12 protein-coding genes are annotated in these 15,079 nt (G+C 48.2%); 6 read left to right on the forward strand and 6 right to left on the reverse strand.

Annotated features, from left to right (window positions below; all coding sequences use genetic code 11):
* Positions 1-55: 55 nt before the first annotated feature.
* Complete coding sequence (locus tag ACMVP2_RS20030) at positions 56-2,737, reverse strand: valine--tRNA ligase (RefSeq protein ID WP_416864817.1); 2,682 nt, start codon at positions 2,735-2,737, stop codon at positions 56-58.
* Positions 2,738-2,882: 145 nt separating this feature from the next.
* Here ACMVP2_RS20030 and ACMVP2_RS20035 point away from each other — a divergent pair, with 145 nt between their 5' ends.
* The 6 genes from ACMVP2_RS20035 to ACMVP2_RS20060 all read left to right on the forward strand — a co-directional run bounded on the left by ACMVP2_RS20035 (position 2,883) and on the right by ACMVP2_RS20060 (position 8,476).
* Positions 2,883-3,641 carry a YybH family protein gene (locus tag ACMVP2_RS20035; RefSeq protein ID WP_416864818.1) on the forward strand — a complete coding sequence of 253 codons (759 nt, stop codon included), beginning with the start codon at positions 2,883-2,885 and terminating at the stop codon, positions 3,639-3,641.
* Between the two features lie 244 nt (positions 3,642-3,885).
* Entirely contained in the window at positions 3,886-4,341 is a 456-nt protein-coding gene (locus ACMVP2_RS20040) for a nucleotidyltransferase (protein ID WP_416864819.1), read from the forward strand.
* 142 nt (positions 4,342-4,483) lie between these two features.
* Positions 4,484-5,605 (forward strand): MFS transporter, encoded by a 1,122-nt coding sequence (locus ACMVP2_RS20045; protein WP_416864820.1) that lies wholly within the window; start codon positions 4,484-4,486, stop codon positions 5,603-5,605.
* A gap of 58 nt (positions 5,606-5,663) precedes the next feature.
* A complete protein-coding gene (gene fahA / locus ACMVP2_RS20050) occupies positions 5,664-6,938 on the forward strand; it encodes a fumarylacetoacetase (RefSeq protein ID WP_416864821.1) in 1,275 nt (424 codons plus the stop codon).
* 10 nt (positions 6,939-6,948) lie between these two features.
* Positions 6,949-7,575 carry a GDSL-type esterase/lipase family protein gene (locus ACMVP2_RS20055; protein ID WP_416864822.1) on the forward strand — a complete coding sequence of 209 codons (627 nt, stop codon included), beginning with the start codon at positions 6,949-6,951 and terminating at the stop codon, positions 7,573-7,575.
* Position 7,576: 1 nt separating this feature from the next.
* Positions 7,577-8,476, forward strand: coding sequence for a flavin reductase family protein (locus ACMVP2_RS20060; protein ID WP_416864823.1), 900 nt, complete (start codon positions 7,577-7,579; stop codon positions 8,474-8,476).
* Between the two features lie 107 nt (positions 8,477-8,583).
* On the opposite strand, the gene ACMVP2_RS20065 is transcribed toward ACMVP2_RS20060, so the two are convergent.
* The 5 genes from ACMVP2_RS20065 to ACMVP2_RS20085 all read right to left on the reverse strand — a co-directional run bounded on the left by ACMVP2_RS20065 (position 8,584) and on the right by ACMVP2_RS20085 (position 15,069).
* Entirely contained in the window at positions 8,584-9,942 is a 1,359-nt protein-coding gene (locus tag ACMVP2_RS20065; RefSeq protein WP_416864824.1) for an HmuY family protein, read from the reverse strand.
* A 115-nt stretch (positions 9,943-10,057) separates the two neighbouring features.
* A complete protein-coding gene (locus ACMVP2_RS20070; protein WP_416864825.1) occupies positions 10,058-12,088 on the reverse strand; it encodes a TonB-dependent receptor plug domain-containing protein in 2,031 nt (676 codons plus the stop codon).
* A gap of 2 nt (positions 12,089-12,090) precedes the next feature.
* On the reverse strand, positions 12,091-13,170 hold the full coding sequence (locus ACMVP2_RS20075; RefSeq protein WP_416864826.1) for a hemin-degrading factor: 1,080 nt from the start codon (positions 13,168-13,170) through the stop codon (positions 12,091-12,093).
* On the reverse strand, positions 13,170-13,997 hold the full coding sequence (locus ACMVP2_RS20080) for a heme ABC transporter ATP-binding protein (protein ID WP_416864827.1): 828 nt from the start codon (positions 13,995-13,997) through the stop codon (positions 13,170-13,172). The genes ACMVP2_RS20075 and ACMVP2_RS20080 overlap by 1 nt, the downstream gene beginning before the upstream one ends.
* A 10-nt stretch (positions 13,998-14,007) precedes the next feature.
* Complete coding sequence (locus tag ACMVP2_RS20085) at positions 14,008-15,069, reverse strand: FecCD family ABC transporter permease (protein ID WP_416864828.1); 1,062 nt, start codon at positions 15,067-15,069, stop codon at positions 14,008-14,010.
* Positions 15,070-15,079 lie beyond the last annotated feature (10 nt).

A 15,079-nucleotide genomic window follows, 5' to 3' on the forward strand; every position in this document is an offset into this window, starting at 1 on the left:
GTTTCCATTATCATCTAAAGCCTCGAAGCCTTATCTCAAATCAGCCATCTCAAATTTATAATCCCTTAAGCGCCTCTTCCAAACTCTTGATCTTTCCTTCGGCATCTGCCATCTTCTGCTTTTCCATGGCTACTACCTGCTCAGGTGCGCCGGCCACAAAGCGTTCGTTGCTGAGCTTCTTCATAACGGAAGCCAGGAAGCCTTTGGTGTAGGCCAGCTCTTCTTCCATTTTCTTTCGCTCAGCCTCCACGTCAATCTTCTTACTCATCGGGATATAGAACTCGTCGCCTTTGATCACAAACTGCGTGGCGTTATCCACTTTGTCGGAGGTGAAAGTTACGGAGCTCAGGTTGCCCAGCTTCTGCATAATGGGCATGAAAGATTCGTATAATTCCTTTTTTTGCGTATTGATCAGCAGTTCCAGCGCCTCTTTGGGAGACAATCCTTTCGCATTTCTTGTGTTCCGGCATTGCCCCACGGCTTCAAATGCCCAGCTTGCCTGCTCCAGCAACTCCGTATCAAATGGCTTCTTCTCCGGCCACTCAGAGACGATGATGCAGTCTTTGTCGCTTCTTTCTTTCATAGCATGCCACAGCTCTTCGGTAAGGAACGGCATAAAAGGATGTAACACCTTCATCAGGTCTTCAAACAGCCTGATGGTGGCATCGTAAGTAGCTCTGTCAATCGGTGCCTGGTAGGCGGGCTTGATCATCTCCAGGTACCAGCTGCAATAGTCGTCCCAAATGAGCTTGTACACCGTCATCAGCGCATCGCTCATGCGGAATTTTTCGAAGTGGTCTTCCAGTTCGGCAAGAGCCTGGTTGAAACGGCTCTCGAACCAGCGGATGGCCATTTCGTTGTCTTTGCCCGAAAGGCTGTCATCTATTTCCCAGCCACTTACGAGGCGGTAGGCGTTCCAAATCTTGTTGGAAAAATTACGGCCCTGCTCCACCAGCTTCTCGTCAAACAGCAGGTCGTTGCCTGCTGGCGAGCTGAAAAGCATACCGGTGCGCACCCCATCGGCGCCGAAGTCACGAATGAGGTCGAGTGGGTCTGGCGAGTTGCCCAGCGACTTCGACATTTTGCGGCGCTGCTTGTCACGCACAATGCCGGTCAGGTACACGTCTTTGAACGGACGCTGCCCTGTGTATTCGTATCCAGCAATGATCATACGGGCTACCCAGAAGAACAAGATTTCCGGAGCCGTTACCAGGGTGTCGGTAGGGTAGAAATAGCCCAGGTCTTTGGCCTTGGTCAGGTCAATTTTGCCAGTTGCCTTATCGAAACTCTCGTCGGCAAAGCCGCCAAATGTTTCCGTAGGCCAAAGCCAGCTTGATGCCCAGGTGTCGAGCACATCAGAGTCTTGCCTCAGGTCTTCAGCCTTCAGTGCTGCGTTGCCGCTTTCCTTTCTGGCTATTTCGAGTGCTTCTTCTATTGTTTCTGCTACTGCAAAGTCGTTTTCCCCTTCGCCATAGTAGTAAGCCGGAATCCTGTGTCCCCACCAAAGCTGCCGACTGATACACCAGTCACGCACGTTCTCCATCCAGTAGGCGTAGGTGTTTTTGAACTTGTTGGGGTGCAACTTCACCTCATCATCCATCACGGCTTTGTAGGCACGTGTGGAAATGTCTTTCATTTTGATGAACCACTGGAGCGAAAGCTTGGGTTCAACCACTGTGTTGGTTCTCTCCGAGCGACCAATTCTGGTAACGAACTCCTCTGAACCAACAAGTATTCCAGCAGCGTCGAGGTCTTTTACCACCATTTTCCTTACCACAAAGCGATCTCTACCCACATAAGCAGGCACTTCGCACTTTTCGTTCAATGTGCCGTCGAGGTCGATGGTGTCGATTACCTGCAGGTTGTGGCGCTGTCCAATCTCGTAGTCATTTGGGTCGTGGGCTGGTGTTACTTTCAGGCAGCCGGTACCAAATTCCTTGTCAACATAATCGTCGGCAATGATCGGAATCTCACGGTTGATGAAAGGCACCAAAGCATGCTTACCTATTAAATGCTTGTAGCGTTCATCAGTTGGGTTAACGGCAATAGCAGTGTCACCCATGATGGTTTCTGGTCGCTGTGTAGCAATGACCACGAACTCATCAGGACTGCCTTTGATGGCATATTTTACGGAGTAAAGCAGCGACTTCTCGCCGTCCTCCTTGTAGATTACTTCTTCGTTGGAAAGGGCAGTTTTGGCTTCGCAGTCCCAGTTGATCATGCGCAAGCCTCGGTAGATATAGCCCTTTTTGTGCAGGTCAACGAATACCCTGATCACCGCCTTGTAGTAGTCGGGATCCATGGTGAATGCCGTGCGATCCCAGTCGCAGCTGGCACCCAGCTTTTTGAGCTGCTCCAGAATGATGCCGCCGTATTTCTCCTTCCACTCCCAGGCATATTTCATGAACTCGTTCCGGCCGATCTCCGACTTTTTGATGCCTTTTTCACGCAGCATGGCTACCACCTTGGCTTCCGTAGCAATGGAAGCATGGTCGGTGCCCGGTACCCAGCAGGCCTCAAAGCCCTGCATTCTGGCCTTACGGATGAGGATGTCCTGAATCGTATTGTTGAGCATATGGCCCATGTGCAATACACCTGTGACGTTTGGAGGAGGAATGACGATGGTGTAAGGTTTCTTGTCCGGATTGGGCGTGGCTTTAAAAAAGCCTTGTTGCATCCAGTGCTTGTACCATTTGTCCTCTACCTGAGTCGGGTCGTATTTGGTAGCCAGTGCCATAAAGTGTCTGTATCTGCTTTTGTTGAAATTCGAGGGGCAAAAGTAATCAAAATCTGAAAGAATGAGGGTGTGACCATCGCTGCTTTGTTAAACTTTCGAAGTTTATGGAGATTAGTGTTATCGACTTATGTAATTTCAAATGACTATGATAAGCTTGATGCGGAAAGTATTGGTGATAGCCTTTTTGGTTTGCGACATTTCGGTGTACGCTCAGTCAGGTAGTCACGGCGCTGAAAAGGCTGCCTGGGTGAAGGCTGTGACGTCAGCGGAAGTCGACTTCGGCAAGACATATACAGACAAGGCCATTGTGGTACATGCTGATAGTGAGGGATTGAAAACCATAGATGTAGATAACATTTCCGACTTCTATAAAAACCGAAGGTGGGAAAGGGTGGAGTCATTGACTTCTATTGCAGCCTTTAACGCTAGTACGCACATTGACTATGAGATAATCACTTTTAGAGCTAACAATGAAAACTATATTCAACTTGTCATTTGGAACCAAAAGGAGGGTAGGCCACTGAGGGAACTTGAGGTACTTGCGAAGTCTGAAAGCGAAGACAATGTAGGCCACGAGGCGATTGATGCGGCAAGAGACGAGTGGATTCGGGTTTGTAATGAGCACGATCCTTTGAAGTTGGTAGCCGAGCGGTATACACCCGACGCTTTGTACTATAATCATAAACCGATGGTTGTGGGCACTGAAGCGATAGCAAAGGAATACGGGTATATGGGTAACTCCAGCTACCAATTGAACCTGACGCCGCTGGTAACTAAAATGGCGACCTCAGACCTGGCATTTGAAATTGGGCAGTGCTCGGGCAGTTACCAGGGGAAATATCTGTTGGTGTGGCGCAAGAGTGCGAAGAATGGCTGGCAGGTAGCGTTCGACTCGAATATTTGAAGCAAAGCGATTATCTCTTACCTTAGACAAAAACTACTCATATGTATAAGCTTGACCGGACTGCATTTTCCGCAGGAAGTCATAAGGAACTTTCTGACAAGAACCGAGAGCATTGGAAGAGCCAGAGTATGGAAGAGAGGTTGCGAGCCGCCGCATACCTTAATAGTGTTGCCTGGAACTACCCGCTGGACACGCCCCCTAAAATGGACAGGAGTGTGTTTAGTATGAGGAAGCATAGGTAATAATGGGAAATATTTTTAATGATGATTTTAGAGACTTTATAAGTAGTCTTAATAGCCACGGTGTAGAATATATTCTTATCGGCGGATACTCGGTGATACTGCATGGATACCCAAGAACGACTGGTGATCTGGATATATGGGTGAATCGAACAGAGGAAAACTACAGCAAGATTGAAAATTCCTTTAAGGAATTCGGAATGAGCGTCTTTGATATGACCAAAGAGAATTTTCTCTATAATCCTGAATACAACGTTTTCTCTTTTGGCAGGCCTCCGGTGAGTATTGATTTGTTAGTTGAAGTGAAAGGCCTTCATTTTGCCGAAGCGTTCAGTAAATCGTTTGTAAGAAAAGTAGATCAAATAGAAGTTAGAGTTATTCATATCGACGATTTAAAAGTGGCTAAGAAGGCAAGTAATCGCCCTAAAGATCAGGATGATCTCGATAATTTGGAGAGTTGAGCCGTTTAGAAGGATGCTTTTACTTCGTTAATAAAAATTTTACAAACAAGGAATCCAATTGAAGGTTTCTTCACGTAAGTAGCTTCATAATGTTTCTTTGAACATTAGTAACCTTACAAAAACGAATTAATTAACAACAAAAATGGAATTAACTGCAACAGTACCGTCAACCTCTGGCGAAATTCAATGGAAGCAACTATGGAGCCTCGTGGCACTTTATGCGTCAGTGATCATAGGTTGGATTGCCTACTACAATTATCAGCCAATCCTTCTTCATAAGTACAACTTCACTGACCTTACTCTGTTTCTTTTTATAGCTCAGGGTATTATTATGGTCGTTACCCCACCCATTGCCGGACTTTTGGGCGACAGGTTTAGAAAATCAAAAGGCAACAGGCTCCCGATCATTAGTGCGGGCATCAGCGCCGCTGCTATGGTATTTATGTCTGTAGCGTTTACGCTGATCATGGATCCGGGAGAAACCTTTAAATGGATACTTCCTATCCTTATTGTGTTTTGGCTGGCATCAATGAGCATTTTCACAAGTCCCGCTATTTCGACGATAGACTTGTTCGCCCCAGCCAACAAACTGCCCCGGGCCATGGCTATTATCACAATTGTTTATGGTGCGTTGTATGCCCTTGAACCAGTGATTGTTGACCTGGTAGATTTTCTTGGCGCTCCTCTGACTTTCGTTGTTGGCGGTGTTATCACGGCAGGCTCAGGCTTTTTGATGAAGAAGAATATGGGCAAGAGTCTTGACGGTATTGTAACGGATGTTAAGAAGGAGGATACCAAAAAGTCCGATTACACTTATGCATTCATAGTGGGATTAGCGTTCGGCATTTCAACTACCATTCTTTTTAACTTGTTTCCAAACTGGCTTGAACCTAAAATAGGGCACGTTTTCGACGTAGGCAGCGGCGTGATTATATCTGTAGTGCTTTTTCTTTCCGCTGTATTCTCCCTGCCCATCAGTAGAATCGTAGAAAAACGCCCGCTCTACATATCACTGCTTGTTAGTATAGTGGCGATTTTTGCCATTATTTTTGCCATCTACTTTGTCGAGAGCTCGTACCTAACCCTTGCCCTGCTGTTGCTCTTCTCTTTTTTCTACAGTATGGTGTCAGTTTGCGGGCTTCCTTTGGCACTGAGTGTCATCAATGATAAGAACAAGGTGTTTGGCGTTGGTATTTTCTTTGCTGGGTTCGAATTGCCCAACGGAATTCTCGAAGCGATATTGGTTGCTCAGGGGCTTTACTAATTAAGATTCCTTGATCATTCTTTTAACTTTGCTGTAGTTGAAAGAACAAGACCCAAAGATGATTATAACAGCAAACGATCCCTCATTAAAATCATGGGTAGAAGTCAGGCCAGGGTCTGACTTCCCCATTCAAAACCTTCCCTTCGGTATTTTTCAAACAGCGGACACCCAGCCCAGGGTGGGTGTGGCCATCGGCGACTATGTGCTTGACCTCAAAATGCTGGCCCATGAAGGGTTTCTGGATGCACTTCTTATACCTGAATCGGTGTTTGCCCAGCCCTACCTCAATGAACTAATGGCTTTTGGAAAGGAAAAGACAAGTGCACTAAGGAACAGAATAGCCGACCTTCTCAATGATGAAAACGAAGACCTCAGAGACGAAGAGGATTTGCTCCCCGATCTCCTGGTGCCTATGAAAGAAGCAAAAATGCTCATGCCAGTGCTGGTGCGTGACTACACCGACTTCTATTCCAGTAAAGAGCACGCCACTAATGTTGGTACTATGTTTCGGGATCCTGAAAATGCTTTGTTACCCAATTGGAAGCACTTGCCAGTGGGCTATCACGGACGGGCGTCGTCGATTATTGTGAGCGGAGAACCCATCCGTCGGCCGAAAGGGCAGCGAAAGGACGGCGACAAAGACCAGCCGGTGTTTGGTCCCAGTGGTCGCCTCGACTTCGAGTTAGAAATGGCATTCATCACCTGCAAAGAGAACAAGCTGGGAGAAAGTATTAGCACGGCTCAGGCAGATGACTACATCTTTGGCTTTGTGCTTTTCAACGACTGGTCGGCCCGTGACATGCAAGCCTGGGAGTATGTGCCGCTCGGCCCGTTTCTTGCCAAAAATTTTGCGTCATCCATCTCGCCCTGGGTGGTGACCCTCGATGCTCTTGGACCATTCAGGGTGGCGGGGCCAAAACAGGAGCCGGAAGTTTTGTCTTACCTACAGGCCGAAGGTCTCAGTAATTTTGATATTAATCTCGAAGTGGGGATTCAGCCAAAAGGAAGTGCCGAGAAAGTGGTGTGCCGATCCAACTTCAAACACATGTACTGGAACATTCGCCAGCAGTTGGCCCACCACACCATCAACGGATGCAATATCAATGTAGGCGATATGTATGCTTCCGGCACCATCAGTGGCCCCACGCCCGATAGCTATGGCTCCATGCTGGAGCTGGCCTGGAAGGGGACAAAGCCAATACCTATGCCGGATGGTAGCACAAGAAGCTTTCTTCAGGATGGTGACATGGTAACCATGCGTGGCTTTGCAGAAAAAGATGGGATAAGAATTGGTTTTGGTGAAGTAAAGGCTGAAATTTTACCAGCTACTTAAACGCTGTCCTATGAAATCCATTCTTCTTACACTTATGCTTGCAGGTTTTTTTATGGTTAAAGCCCAACCAATCAAAGTGGCTTGTGTTGGCGACAGTATCACTGAAGGTCATGGCATTGACGAGGAAGAAAAACGATACCCGCAGGTACTGGGACAGCTGCTTGGCAATGGTTACGAGGTTAGAAATTATGGCATCAGCGGCCGGACGCTTTTGAAACAGGGCGACTTTCCTTATTGGAACGAACCAAAGTACAAAGAGGTGTTGGCCTGGCAGCCCGACATCGTTGTCATCAAGCTTGGTACGAACGACAGCAAACCGCAAAACTGGAAATATAAGGGAGACTTTATTGACGAGTACCTGGAATTTATCCAGTCATTTTCTTCGTTGCCAAGCCAGCCAAAAATTTACATTTGCCTGCCGGTACCGGTTTACAAAGACGCTTTTAGCATTACGGAAGAAGTGGTAAAAGGAGGAGTGATTCCCAGGGTGGAGCAAACGGCAAAAGAGGCCAAATTGAAAACGATTGACCTTTACAAAGCATTGTCAGGACATCCCGAAATGTTTCCTGATGGGGTACATCCTGATGCGGCCGGGGCAAACCTGATAGCCGAAGCTGTTTATAAAAAAATCAAATAGGATGGATCAGCTGATGACCATTGATCCGAAGGATGTAAGCGTGCCAGCTTTGCATGGGCTCATGCAGGGTGTGGTGGCTCCGAGGCCCATCGCTTTTGCCAGCACAGTTGATAAAGATGGAAAGGTCAATCTCAGCCCTTTCAGCTTTTTTAATATGTTCAGCTCCAATCCGCCGGTTCTTATTTTTTCCCCTTCCAGAAGGGTGCGGGACAATTCTACTAAGCACACACTGGACAATGTGCACGAACATGGGGAGGTGGTGATCAATATCGTGAGCTACGCCATGGTGCAACAAATGTCGCTGTCCAGTACAGAGTATGAGAAAGGGGTCAATGAGTTTATTAAAGCCGGGTTTACGGAAGTTCCTTCAGAAAAAGTGAAACCGCCCAGGGTAGGGGAGTCGCCGGCAGCTTTTGAATGTAAGGTGAAGCAGATTATTCCGCTCGGAGACCAGGGGGGCGCAGGCAATCTGGTGATTTGTGAGGTGTTGCTCATGCATTTCAAAAAAGAGATACTGGATGAGCAGGGTAGGGTGGATACGGAAAAAGTGGACACAGTTGCCCGCATGGGAGGCAATTGGTATTGCAGAGCCCACGGGGAGGCTTTGTTTGAAGTGCCAAAACCGCTGGAGAAAAAGGGAATGGGTGTGGACCAACTGCCGGAGCGCATCAGACTCAGCAGTGTGCTCACAGGCAATGACCTCGGCATGCTCGGTAACGTGGAGCACCTGCCCAGCGACGCCGAGGTAAGAGAGTACCATAAGCACGAGAAAGTACAACTGCTCGTCGAGGAATACGAAAATGACCCTACTGGTTTCGAGGAGGCCCTGCATCAGCTCGCCCAGCAATACCTGCATGATGGGTATGTGGAGATAGCGTGGAAGATATTGTTGCAGATGTAGAAAGAGTAGAAAAAAGGAAAGCCATCCCTTTCAGGGACGGCCTTGCCTACTACTACATCCTATTTAAACTACTTGTTATTCAGTAAACTCTTAGCAGCCAGGATGCTTCAGTCAAGCAATTCGTAGGCTATCTGTGGTTTTCCACGTTCGCCCCCCTGCATCAGTGCAGTGAATTTCAGTTTGTAGTAGTTGCCACTTGCATCTTTGATCACGTAAAACCTGTCTTCACGCACACCCGGTTGACTTCCGCCAGGCCCGCCAGTCACTCTCCAGGTTGAACCAATTGACGCCTGGCTTTCGCTGAATTCCAGGCTGGCTATGTCGCTGCTGCTAAAGCTTTCGTAACTTTTAGTTGCTGTCAGCACCATGGCTGTTTCCACTCCGGCTGTATTTTGCAATACTATGTCCTGGAAATAGTAAGGGATAAGGCCACTTCCAAAATTGGTGGAATTCATGAAGCCAGTCCAGGCAATGTCCCACTTGTCTTTGGCCGGTTCTACGTCCACGACGCCATCCTCGAAGTGTGCGTAAACGAATTGCTGTCCTTCCACTTTGTCAATTTCTATTTCCTCAAAAGTGGTAGCGGAAATGTCGGCATACTGAAGCAGGTAGCCGTCTGCTGTTTGAGTTATTTTGATTTTTTGCCATCCTCTTGTTTCGCCCGGAGCAGCCGCAGTAGCGGCCGGTGCTTCGCCCCGGTTAATGATGTACACAACATTTTCATCTGCAGTAGCTGATACTTCAGCAATGGCAGTTTTGCTCAAATCCCCACTTGGATCATCAATCCAGCCAAAAGCGGTGGTCGAAAAGGCGTTGATACTCATAGTTGCTGCAAAGCCAACTGTGTCCGAAGCAGTTACTTCAGCCAGATCAGTCTTTTCCAGTACCTGGGCAAACATAGTAACCGATGAGTTGAGAATTACTTTGAAGTCGCTGCCAGAGTAAAACCCAAGGTCCCAACTGTCACGGTTCACTGCTGTTTGGCGGTTGGCACTCAGGTCGATAAACACTTTGTTGGGGTAGGTAGTACCTCCTCCTTCGATGACGATCTGGCCTTGTGCCGCCAGTATCTCCGCAAAGCTGAGCGTCATGGTGGCGGTGGTGCCAGGCAAAAGCCCATCGGTAGAAGTTGAGAGGGTAAACGTGATCACCTCATCTCCGTCGAAAAGTGCTCCATCCACCTTAGAAACTGTGAAGGATGCCTGCTCGGCACCTTCAGCAACTGTAAGAGCGATGACGCCGTTACTCGCTGCGGGTGTGGTGGTGAATTTGGTTCCGTAGGCAATGTTTTCTCCGGAAAGCTCTACCGTGATTTCAGCGGTTGCCACATCCAGTGCTCGTGAAAATGAGAGAACCACGTCAAGTTCGCTTTCTTCTTCAGTAATGCTTTGCTGAGCGGATGGAAAATTGACAAGGTTGTCGGGAAGCGCCGGCTCATCGTCGCCGCATGCTGTTAAAATAGCCATAGAGCATATTGATAGAGCGAAATATTTGGCCGCTATCCAATGTGTAATTGTATACTTCATCGTTAATTTTAATTAGACTTATTATAAATAGATTTCTAAATTTTTTTACTCTCGTTTACTTGTTCAGGTTAAAATTCAGCCCCAAAAAGTAAGATCTTCCATAACCAATTGGCCTGGCACCGCCCGTGCTGTGGGTTCCGCCTGTGTCGGTGGACGTGTTGTTTACATTCGTCACATTGAGGAGGTTTCTTACTCCCAGAGTGGCATTCAGGTAGCCGAACAATTGTTTTCTGGCAGTAAAGTCCATCATGTGGTACCCATCAATTTTGGCTAGCCGAATGGTTTCGCTGCCAGCGTCGTCAGTGCCAACTTCATAGTTAGGCAACGAGCCAGTATACTTATAGAATAGATTGAACGTCAGCCCGGCAGGCTCCAGTTGATAGGTGGTTACCAGGTTCGCTTCAGGCGTCCATGTGAATTCGGGAAGCTCACTATCGTCTTCTATTAGTTGGTTGTATCGCCCGGTGTAGGAAACCCCCACTTTTACTTCAAGGGCCTTGTCTGTATAGGTGGTGTTCCACATGAGTCCCTTTGTTTTAAACTTATCAATATTGATGTAGGTAGTTATCAGACTGTTGCTGGGTTTCTGTCCGTAGCTAATCATGTTATCGACTGCGTTATAGAAACTATTCAGTGTCATGTCAATCCTCGATTTGGCTGTGCTCATCACCTTCCAGCTAAGTCCACCATTTACACTGTGAGATAGTTCGGCCTCCAGGTCGGGGTTTCCTTCGATGGAATGGCTGGCGTCGTAGAAGTTGAAGTACAGCTCTCTCAACGATGGCGCCCTGAAGCCTCTTGCGTAGGCAGCCCTTAGTACCAGGTTGTCGGTTAGCTTAAACTTAGTGTTGATCGAAGGAACTGCTGGTGGTGCCTGGTACACAGAGTTTTGAATGACCCGAAAGCCAGGCCTGATAATTATTCTGTCACTAGGGGTGTATTCAGTGGAAAAGAAGAAAGCGTAGTCGTTCAACCAGGGAGCGTCGGCACTGATGCGGCCACCTTCTCCCTGTTCGAGGTTGATATCGTAGCCCGGCTGAAACGACCACTGAGGTGAAAGCTGGTACTGGAACGTTCCTCTCAGACTAACACCGTCGTACGAAGAGATGTCTTGCAAACCTGCGCCAAGAGCCAGCCTTACATCACCAGTGTCCTGATCCACTGTGGTTGTGAGCGTGCGCCTGCTAAAATTGATAAGAGAAACAGCACCATTATAGCTCAATTTTTCAAATAACCTGGCTTGCCCCTGCAACTGGTGGTTAAACCTTTTGGTGATATACTCCTGATCAAGTGCCTCGCCACCATTGAAAACGCCCGGGTTTTGGATAGACTCGTCCAGATAGTCGAGCTTGTAGAAAATGTTTGATTTATCATTTCTGAAGCCGATGAGCCCGCTGCTCAGCCATTGGTTTTTTGGGTGCCATTGCTTGTCCCGGCCCGTGGCATTTCCCTGCCAACCATAAAACTGGTTGTGGCTCACTCTTGCCTGGGTATACACTTTGCCCAGCGTATAGCCTGCACCCATGCTTTGATTATGAACGCCCTTGTCGAACCCGTATTCCGATCCGGCGGTCTCTTCCTGCACCCTGGCATCCAGTGAGAGCTTGTCGTTCTCCGGCTTTTTGGTAATAATATTGATGACTCCTGCCAGCGCATCAGCACCATACACTACCGACATGGGCCCTTCCACTATCTCTATTTTCTCGATGTTGTTGACATCGACCTGATTTAGGGCACCAGAATTAGAGGTGCCCTCCCTCGTAATCAAAGGCATGCCATCTATCAACACTTTGATGTTTTGACCGCCCAGCCCTTGCAGTGTCATACTCGATTCACCAAGCGCCATGTCCTGAGAAAACCTCACATTGAGTTCCGTCTGTAGCACATCCTGCAAACGATTAGCTCCCTGTGACTGGATTCTTTCCATGGCAATGGTTCTCACCTGATACACCGACCTACTGGCCGATTGAGGTTCAAACTGGCCTGTGATAACAATGTCGTCCATTACATAGCTTTTCAGGCTATCCTGCGCCACGAGGCCAGAATGAAGAACCAAAAGACAGGTGAAGAGAAAAACTATTCGCATCTCTATAGCTTTGGTAGTGAGTCGACCAATTGTTTCCATGCCTCCAATTCAGGGATGCCTGGTTTTCTAAGGCCAAAAAACTGGGCAATCATATTTTTCTCGGCGTCAAACACTTCTATGCTGGTAACATTGCCTTCTGACGTGGGTTTGCGCACTACCCAGGCAGTTTGGCTGGCCTCCAGCTTCAGGTGCATGTTGAATTCCGGGTCAAGGACATTGAGCCATTTTTCCTGGCTTTCGAGAAGGCGGATCGTTTTTACCTTTCCTTGCTGTATTTGCAGGTTGCCCCGGTTGCCTGCAAAAATCATGATGGGAAGTTTGGTGCTTGCGGCAGTTTCGAGTACCTGCTGAAGGTTGTCGGTGCTTATGGGGTAACTAAAAGTGCCATTGGCAATCTCAAGCGCCTTGTAGCGATGCACGTTGTGCCTTTTCAGCACGCCAAAGAAGTCGTGGGTATCTTTTAATTCACTCCATTCTTGAAGAAAGGCGGGTTTGTCGACGGAGTCTCCAAAGGTGGGTTGGCTGTATGGCTCCACCCTTTGCCCCGGCTCCTGGTTGTCGGATCGGTAGTCTTCAACAATTTTCAGAAAGGCGTCGTTGTTGCTTTTTTCTTGCAGATAAATTTTGGTGATCGCCTCTCCGGCCTTATCGAAAATCTGCAAGCTGGTGAGTGTTCTGTCGCCTTTGGTCATTTGGTGGGCAAACCCCACATGCCAGGCGCTAAAGAATACACGGGTTTCGATAGGGCCAATCACCGTTCCCATGGCTCTTTCACCTTCGCCAAAAGTCTCCACTTTCTGGAATTTACCCTTGTGTTCCAGCACACATGCGTCATTTCTGGTTAACGACATCACGTAGCCAAGCTCCGGTAGTCGTTTCAAAAAATCGGGCCAGCTTCGTTCAGGAGTAGCTTCCAGTCTCACGCAGGCAGGGCCCACCTCTGTGGCCAAAAGTTCTGCTTCACTAACTCCCAGCTCCTGAGCAGCATTTCTGATTCTTACAGTGGGTTGTGCGGCTTGAATCTCTGCCCAGGCTTTTTTTAGTGCCTGTACATCAGCTTTGTCAATCGTTAAGTTTTCCATTATCTGCTATTTATAGTTTCGTTCAAAAGGGATGTATTTTCAAAAGGGATGGAACCCTTTGTGTATATCATAGGTATGTCACTATTCTCACCGTAAATCAGCTCGACTGGGTAGGAAAACGTATGCTCGATCATTTCCTTTCGGAGCATAAGTTGACTAGGCCCCTGGCCCACTTCTTTGCCATTTTTCAGGAAGAGAAAGTAGTCGGCATACTGAGCCGCAAGGTTGAGGTCATGTATCACAGCGGCTACCCCATATCCACGTTCCACGCACCTTTGCCGAACTATGTCGAGCAAGCCATGCTGTTGTGCTATGTCGAGGCTTGAGGTCGGTTCATCTAGCAGCAGGTAAGTCGGATGCTCCTGCTGGTCGTGCAATTGAGCAAGTACCCTGGCCAGGTTCACCCTTTGCTGCTCGCCGCCCGACAGTGTTTGGTAGACTCTGTGCTTGAGGTGGTAAACATCTGCCTCCCTCATCACCTCCTCTGCAATTTCTTTGTTTTGGCTGTTGGTTGTGCTGTGGGGTGTTCTTCCGAGTATCACCACCTCTTCTGCGATAAAGGCCAGGCTCAGATGGGTTTTTTGCGGCAGTACTGCTCTTGTCAATGCCAACTCCTTGGGAGAATAGGTGGGTATTGCCTGACTGTTGATGCTGATTTCCCCGTCGTCAGGGAGTATGTCCCGGCATAGCGCTTTTAAAAGCGTTGACTTGCCGGCGCCATTAGGGCCAACAATGGCAGTGAACTTTCCTGGGAAAACAGCAACCGATACCTGGTCGAGTATTTTTTTACTGCCTACAGAATAACTTATATTTTTTCCCTGATACAAGAGAGTCCGGTTAAATCTGAATTCTTTTTTTTCTGGCTGAGGCAAGCATCCAAATGAAAAATGGCGTTCCCATTAGCGCTGTGATAATGCCAATAGGGAGCTCTGTAGGAGCAACAATTGTTCTGGCAATCATATCTGCTACGGTAAGCAAAATGGCACCGCCTATAGCTGAAGCTGGAAGTATCAGCTTATGATCCGGGCCAAATGCCATGCGAAGAATGTGTGGCACAACCAACCCAATGAACCCGATGGCTCCGGCCATGGCCACCGATGCCCCCACTGCCAGAGCGCTGAGAAAAATGATCCTGTGCTTAATTTTCTCTACTTCCACTCCCAGATGCCGGGCTTCCGATTCCCCCAGCGCCATGGCGTTGAGTGCCTGGCTTTGCCCGATAAGGGCCACAGCTGGCAGCACGATAAGCCAGATGGCGAACCCTATTTTATCCCACGAGGCACCACTCAAATCGCCCATGCTCCAGAAAGTGAAGGAACGCAACGCCGTTTCGTTAGAATGGAAGATGACGATGCCCATGAGGGCTGCACAAAGAGCAGTGATGGCTACACCTGCAAGAATGAGAATGGTGACGTCGGTTTGATACGCACCTTTGCTGAATTGGTAGGCGATGTAGGTGGCAGCAAGGCTACCTGAAAAGGCTGCCACTGGTAGTAGCCACGTTGTAAGATCCGGAGTTAGAAATGCGGCGAACGTTGGACCAAAAACCAGCACAACGACAGCCATCAAAGCGGCTCCGTTGGAAATACCAATAATGCCGGGCTCCACAAGCGGATTTCTGAAAAGACCCTGCAAAGCGGCGCCAGAAATACCCAGTGCGCCACCAACTGCCACGCCAAGTACCAGCCTGGGAAGGCGGATCGACAGTAATACAGCAGAGTCTCTTGAACTGACTTCTGCTACGTCAAGTCCCAGGTTGTCAAGGAGAATATTAACAATTTGGCCAACGCTGATGCCCAGGGCACCCACACGAAGCGAAATGAACATAGTGCACACAAGCAAGGCCACCAGGCTGCCTAATATCGCAGTATTAGTAGTGAGGTTGCTTTTAGCTTTCATTGCCGGTAGG

It is taken from the genome of Imperialibacter sp., assembly GCF_048007035.1.
Taxonomy (GTDB): Bacteria; Bacteroidota; Bacteroidia; order Cytophagales; family Cyclobacteriaceae; genus Imperialibacter.

What these genes read in the sequence shown, in the direction of transcription:
- ACMVP2_RS20030 (WP_416864817.1), bottom strand. Translation starts at nt 2,737, where the DNA reads ATGGCACTGGCTACCAAATACGACCCGACTCAGGTAGAGGACAAATGG.
- ACMVP2_RS20035 (WP_416864818.1), top strand. Translation starts at nt 2,883, where the DNA reads ATGATAAGCTTGATGCGGAAAGTATTGGTGATAGCCTTTTTGGTTTGC.
- ACMVP2_RS20040 (WP_416864819.1), top strand. Translation starts at nt 3,886, where the DNA reads ATGGGAAATATTTTTAATGATGATTTTAGAGACTTTATAAGTAGTCTT.
- ACMVP2_RS20045 (WP_416864820.1), top strand. Translation starts at nt 4,484, where the DNA reads ATGGAATTAACTGCAACAGTACCGTCAACCTCTGGCGAAATTCAATGG.
- fahA (WP_416864821.1), top strand. Translation starts at nt 5,664, where the DNA reads ATGATTATAACAGCAAACGATCCCTCATTAAAATCATGGGTAGAAGTC.
- ACMVP2_RS20055 (WP_416864822.1), top strand. Translation starts at nt 6,949, where the DNA reads ATGAAATCCATTCTTCTTACACTTATGCTTGCAGGTTTTTTTATGGTT.
- ACMVP2_RS20060 (WP_416864823.1), top strand. Translation starts at nt 7,577, where the DNA reads ATGGATCAGCTGATGACCATTGATCCGAAGGATGTAAGCGTGCCAGCT.
- ACMVP2_RS20065 (WP_416864824.1), bottom strand. Translation starts at nt 9,942, where the DNA reads ATGGCTATTTTAACAGCATGCGGCGACGATGAGCCGGCGCTTCCCGAC.
- ACMVP2_RS20070 (WP_416864825.1), bottom strand. Translation starts at nt 12,088, where the DNA reads ATGCGAATAGTTTTTCTCTTCACCTGTCTTTTGGTTCTTCATTCTGGC.
- ACMVP2_RS20075 (WP_416864826.1), bottom strand. Translation starts at nt 13,170, where the DNA reads ATGGAAAACTTAACGATTGACAAAGCTGATGTACAGGCACTAAAAAAA.
- ACMVP2_RS20085 (WP_416864828.1), bottom strand. Translation starts at nt 15,069, where the DNA reads ATGAAAGCTAAAAGCAACCTCACTACTAATACTGCGATATTAGGCAGC.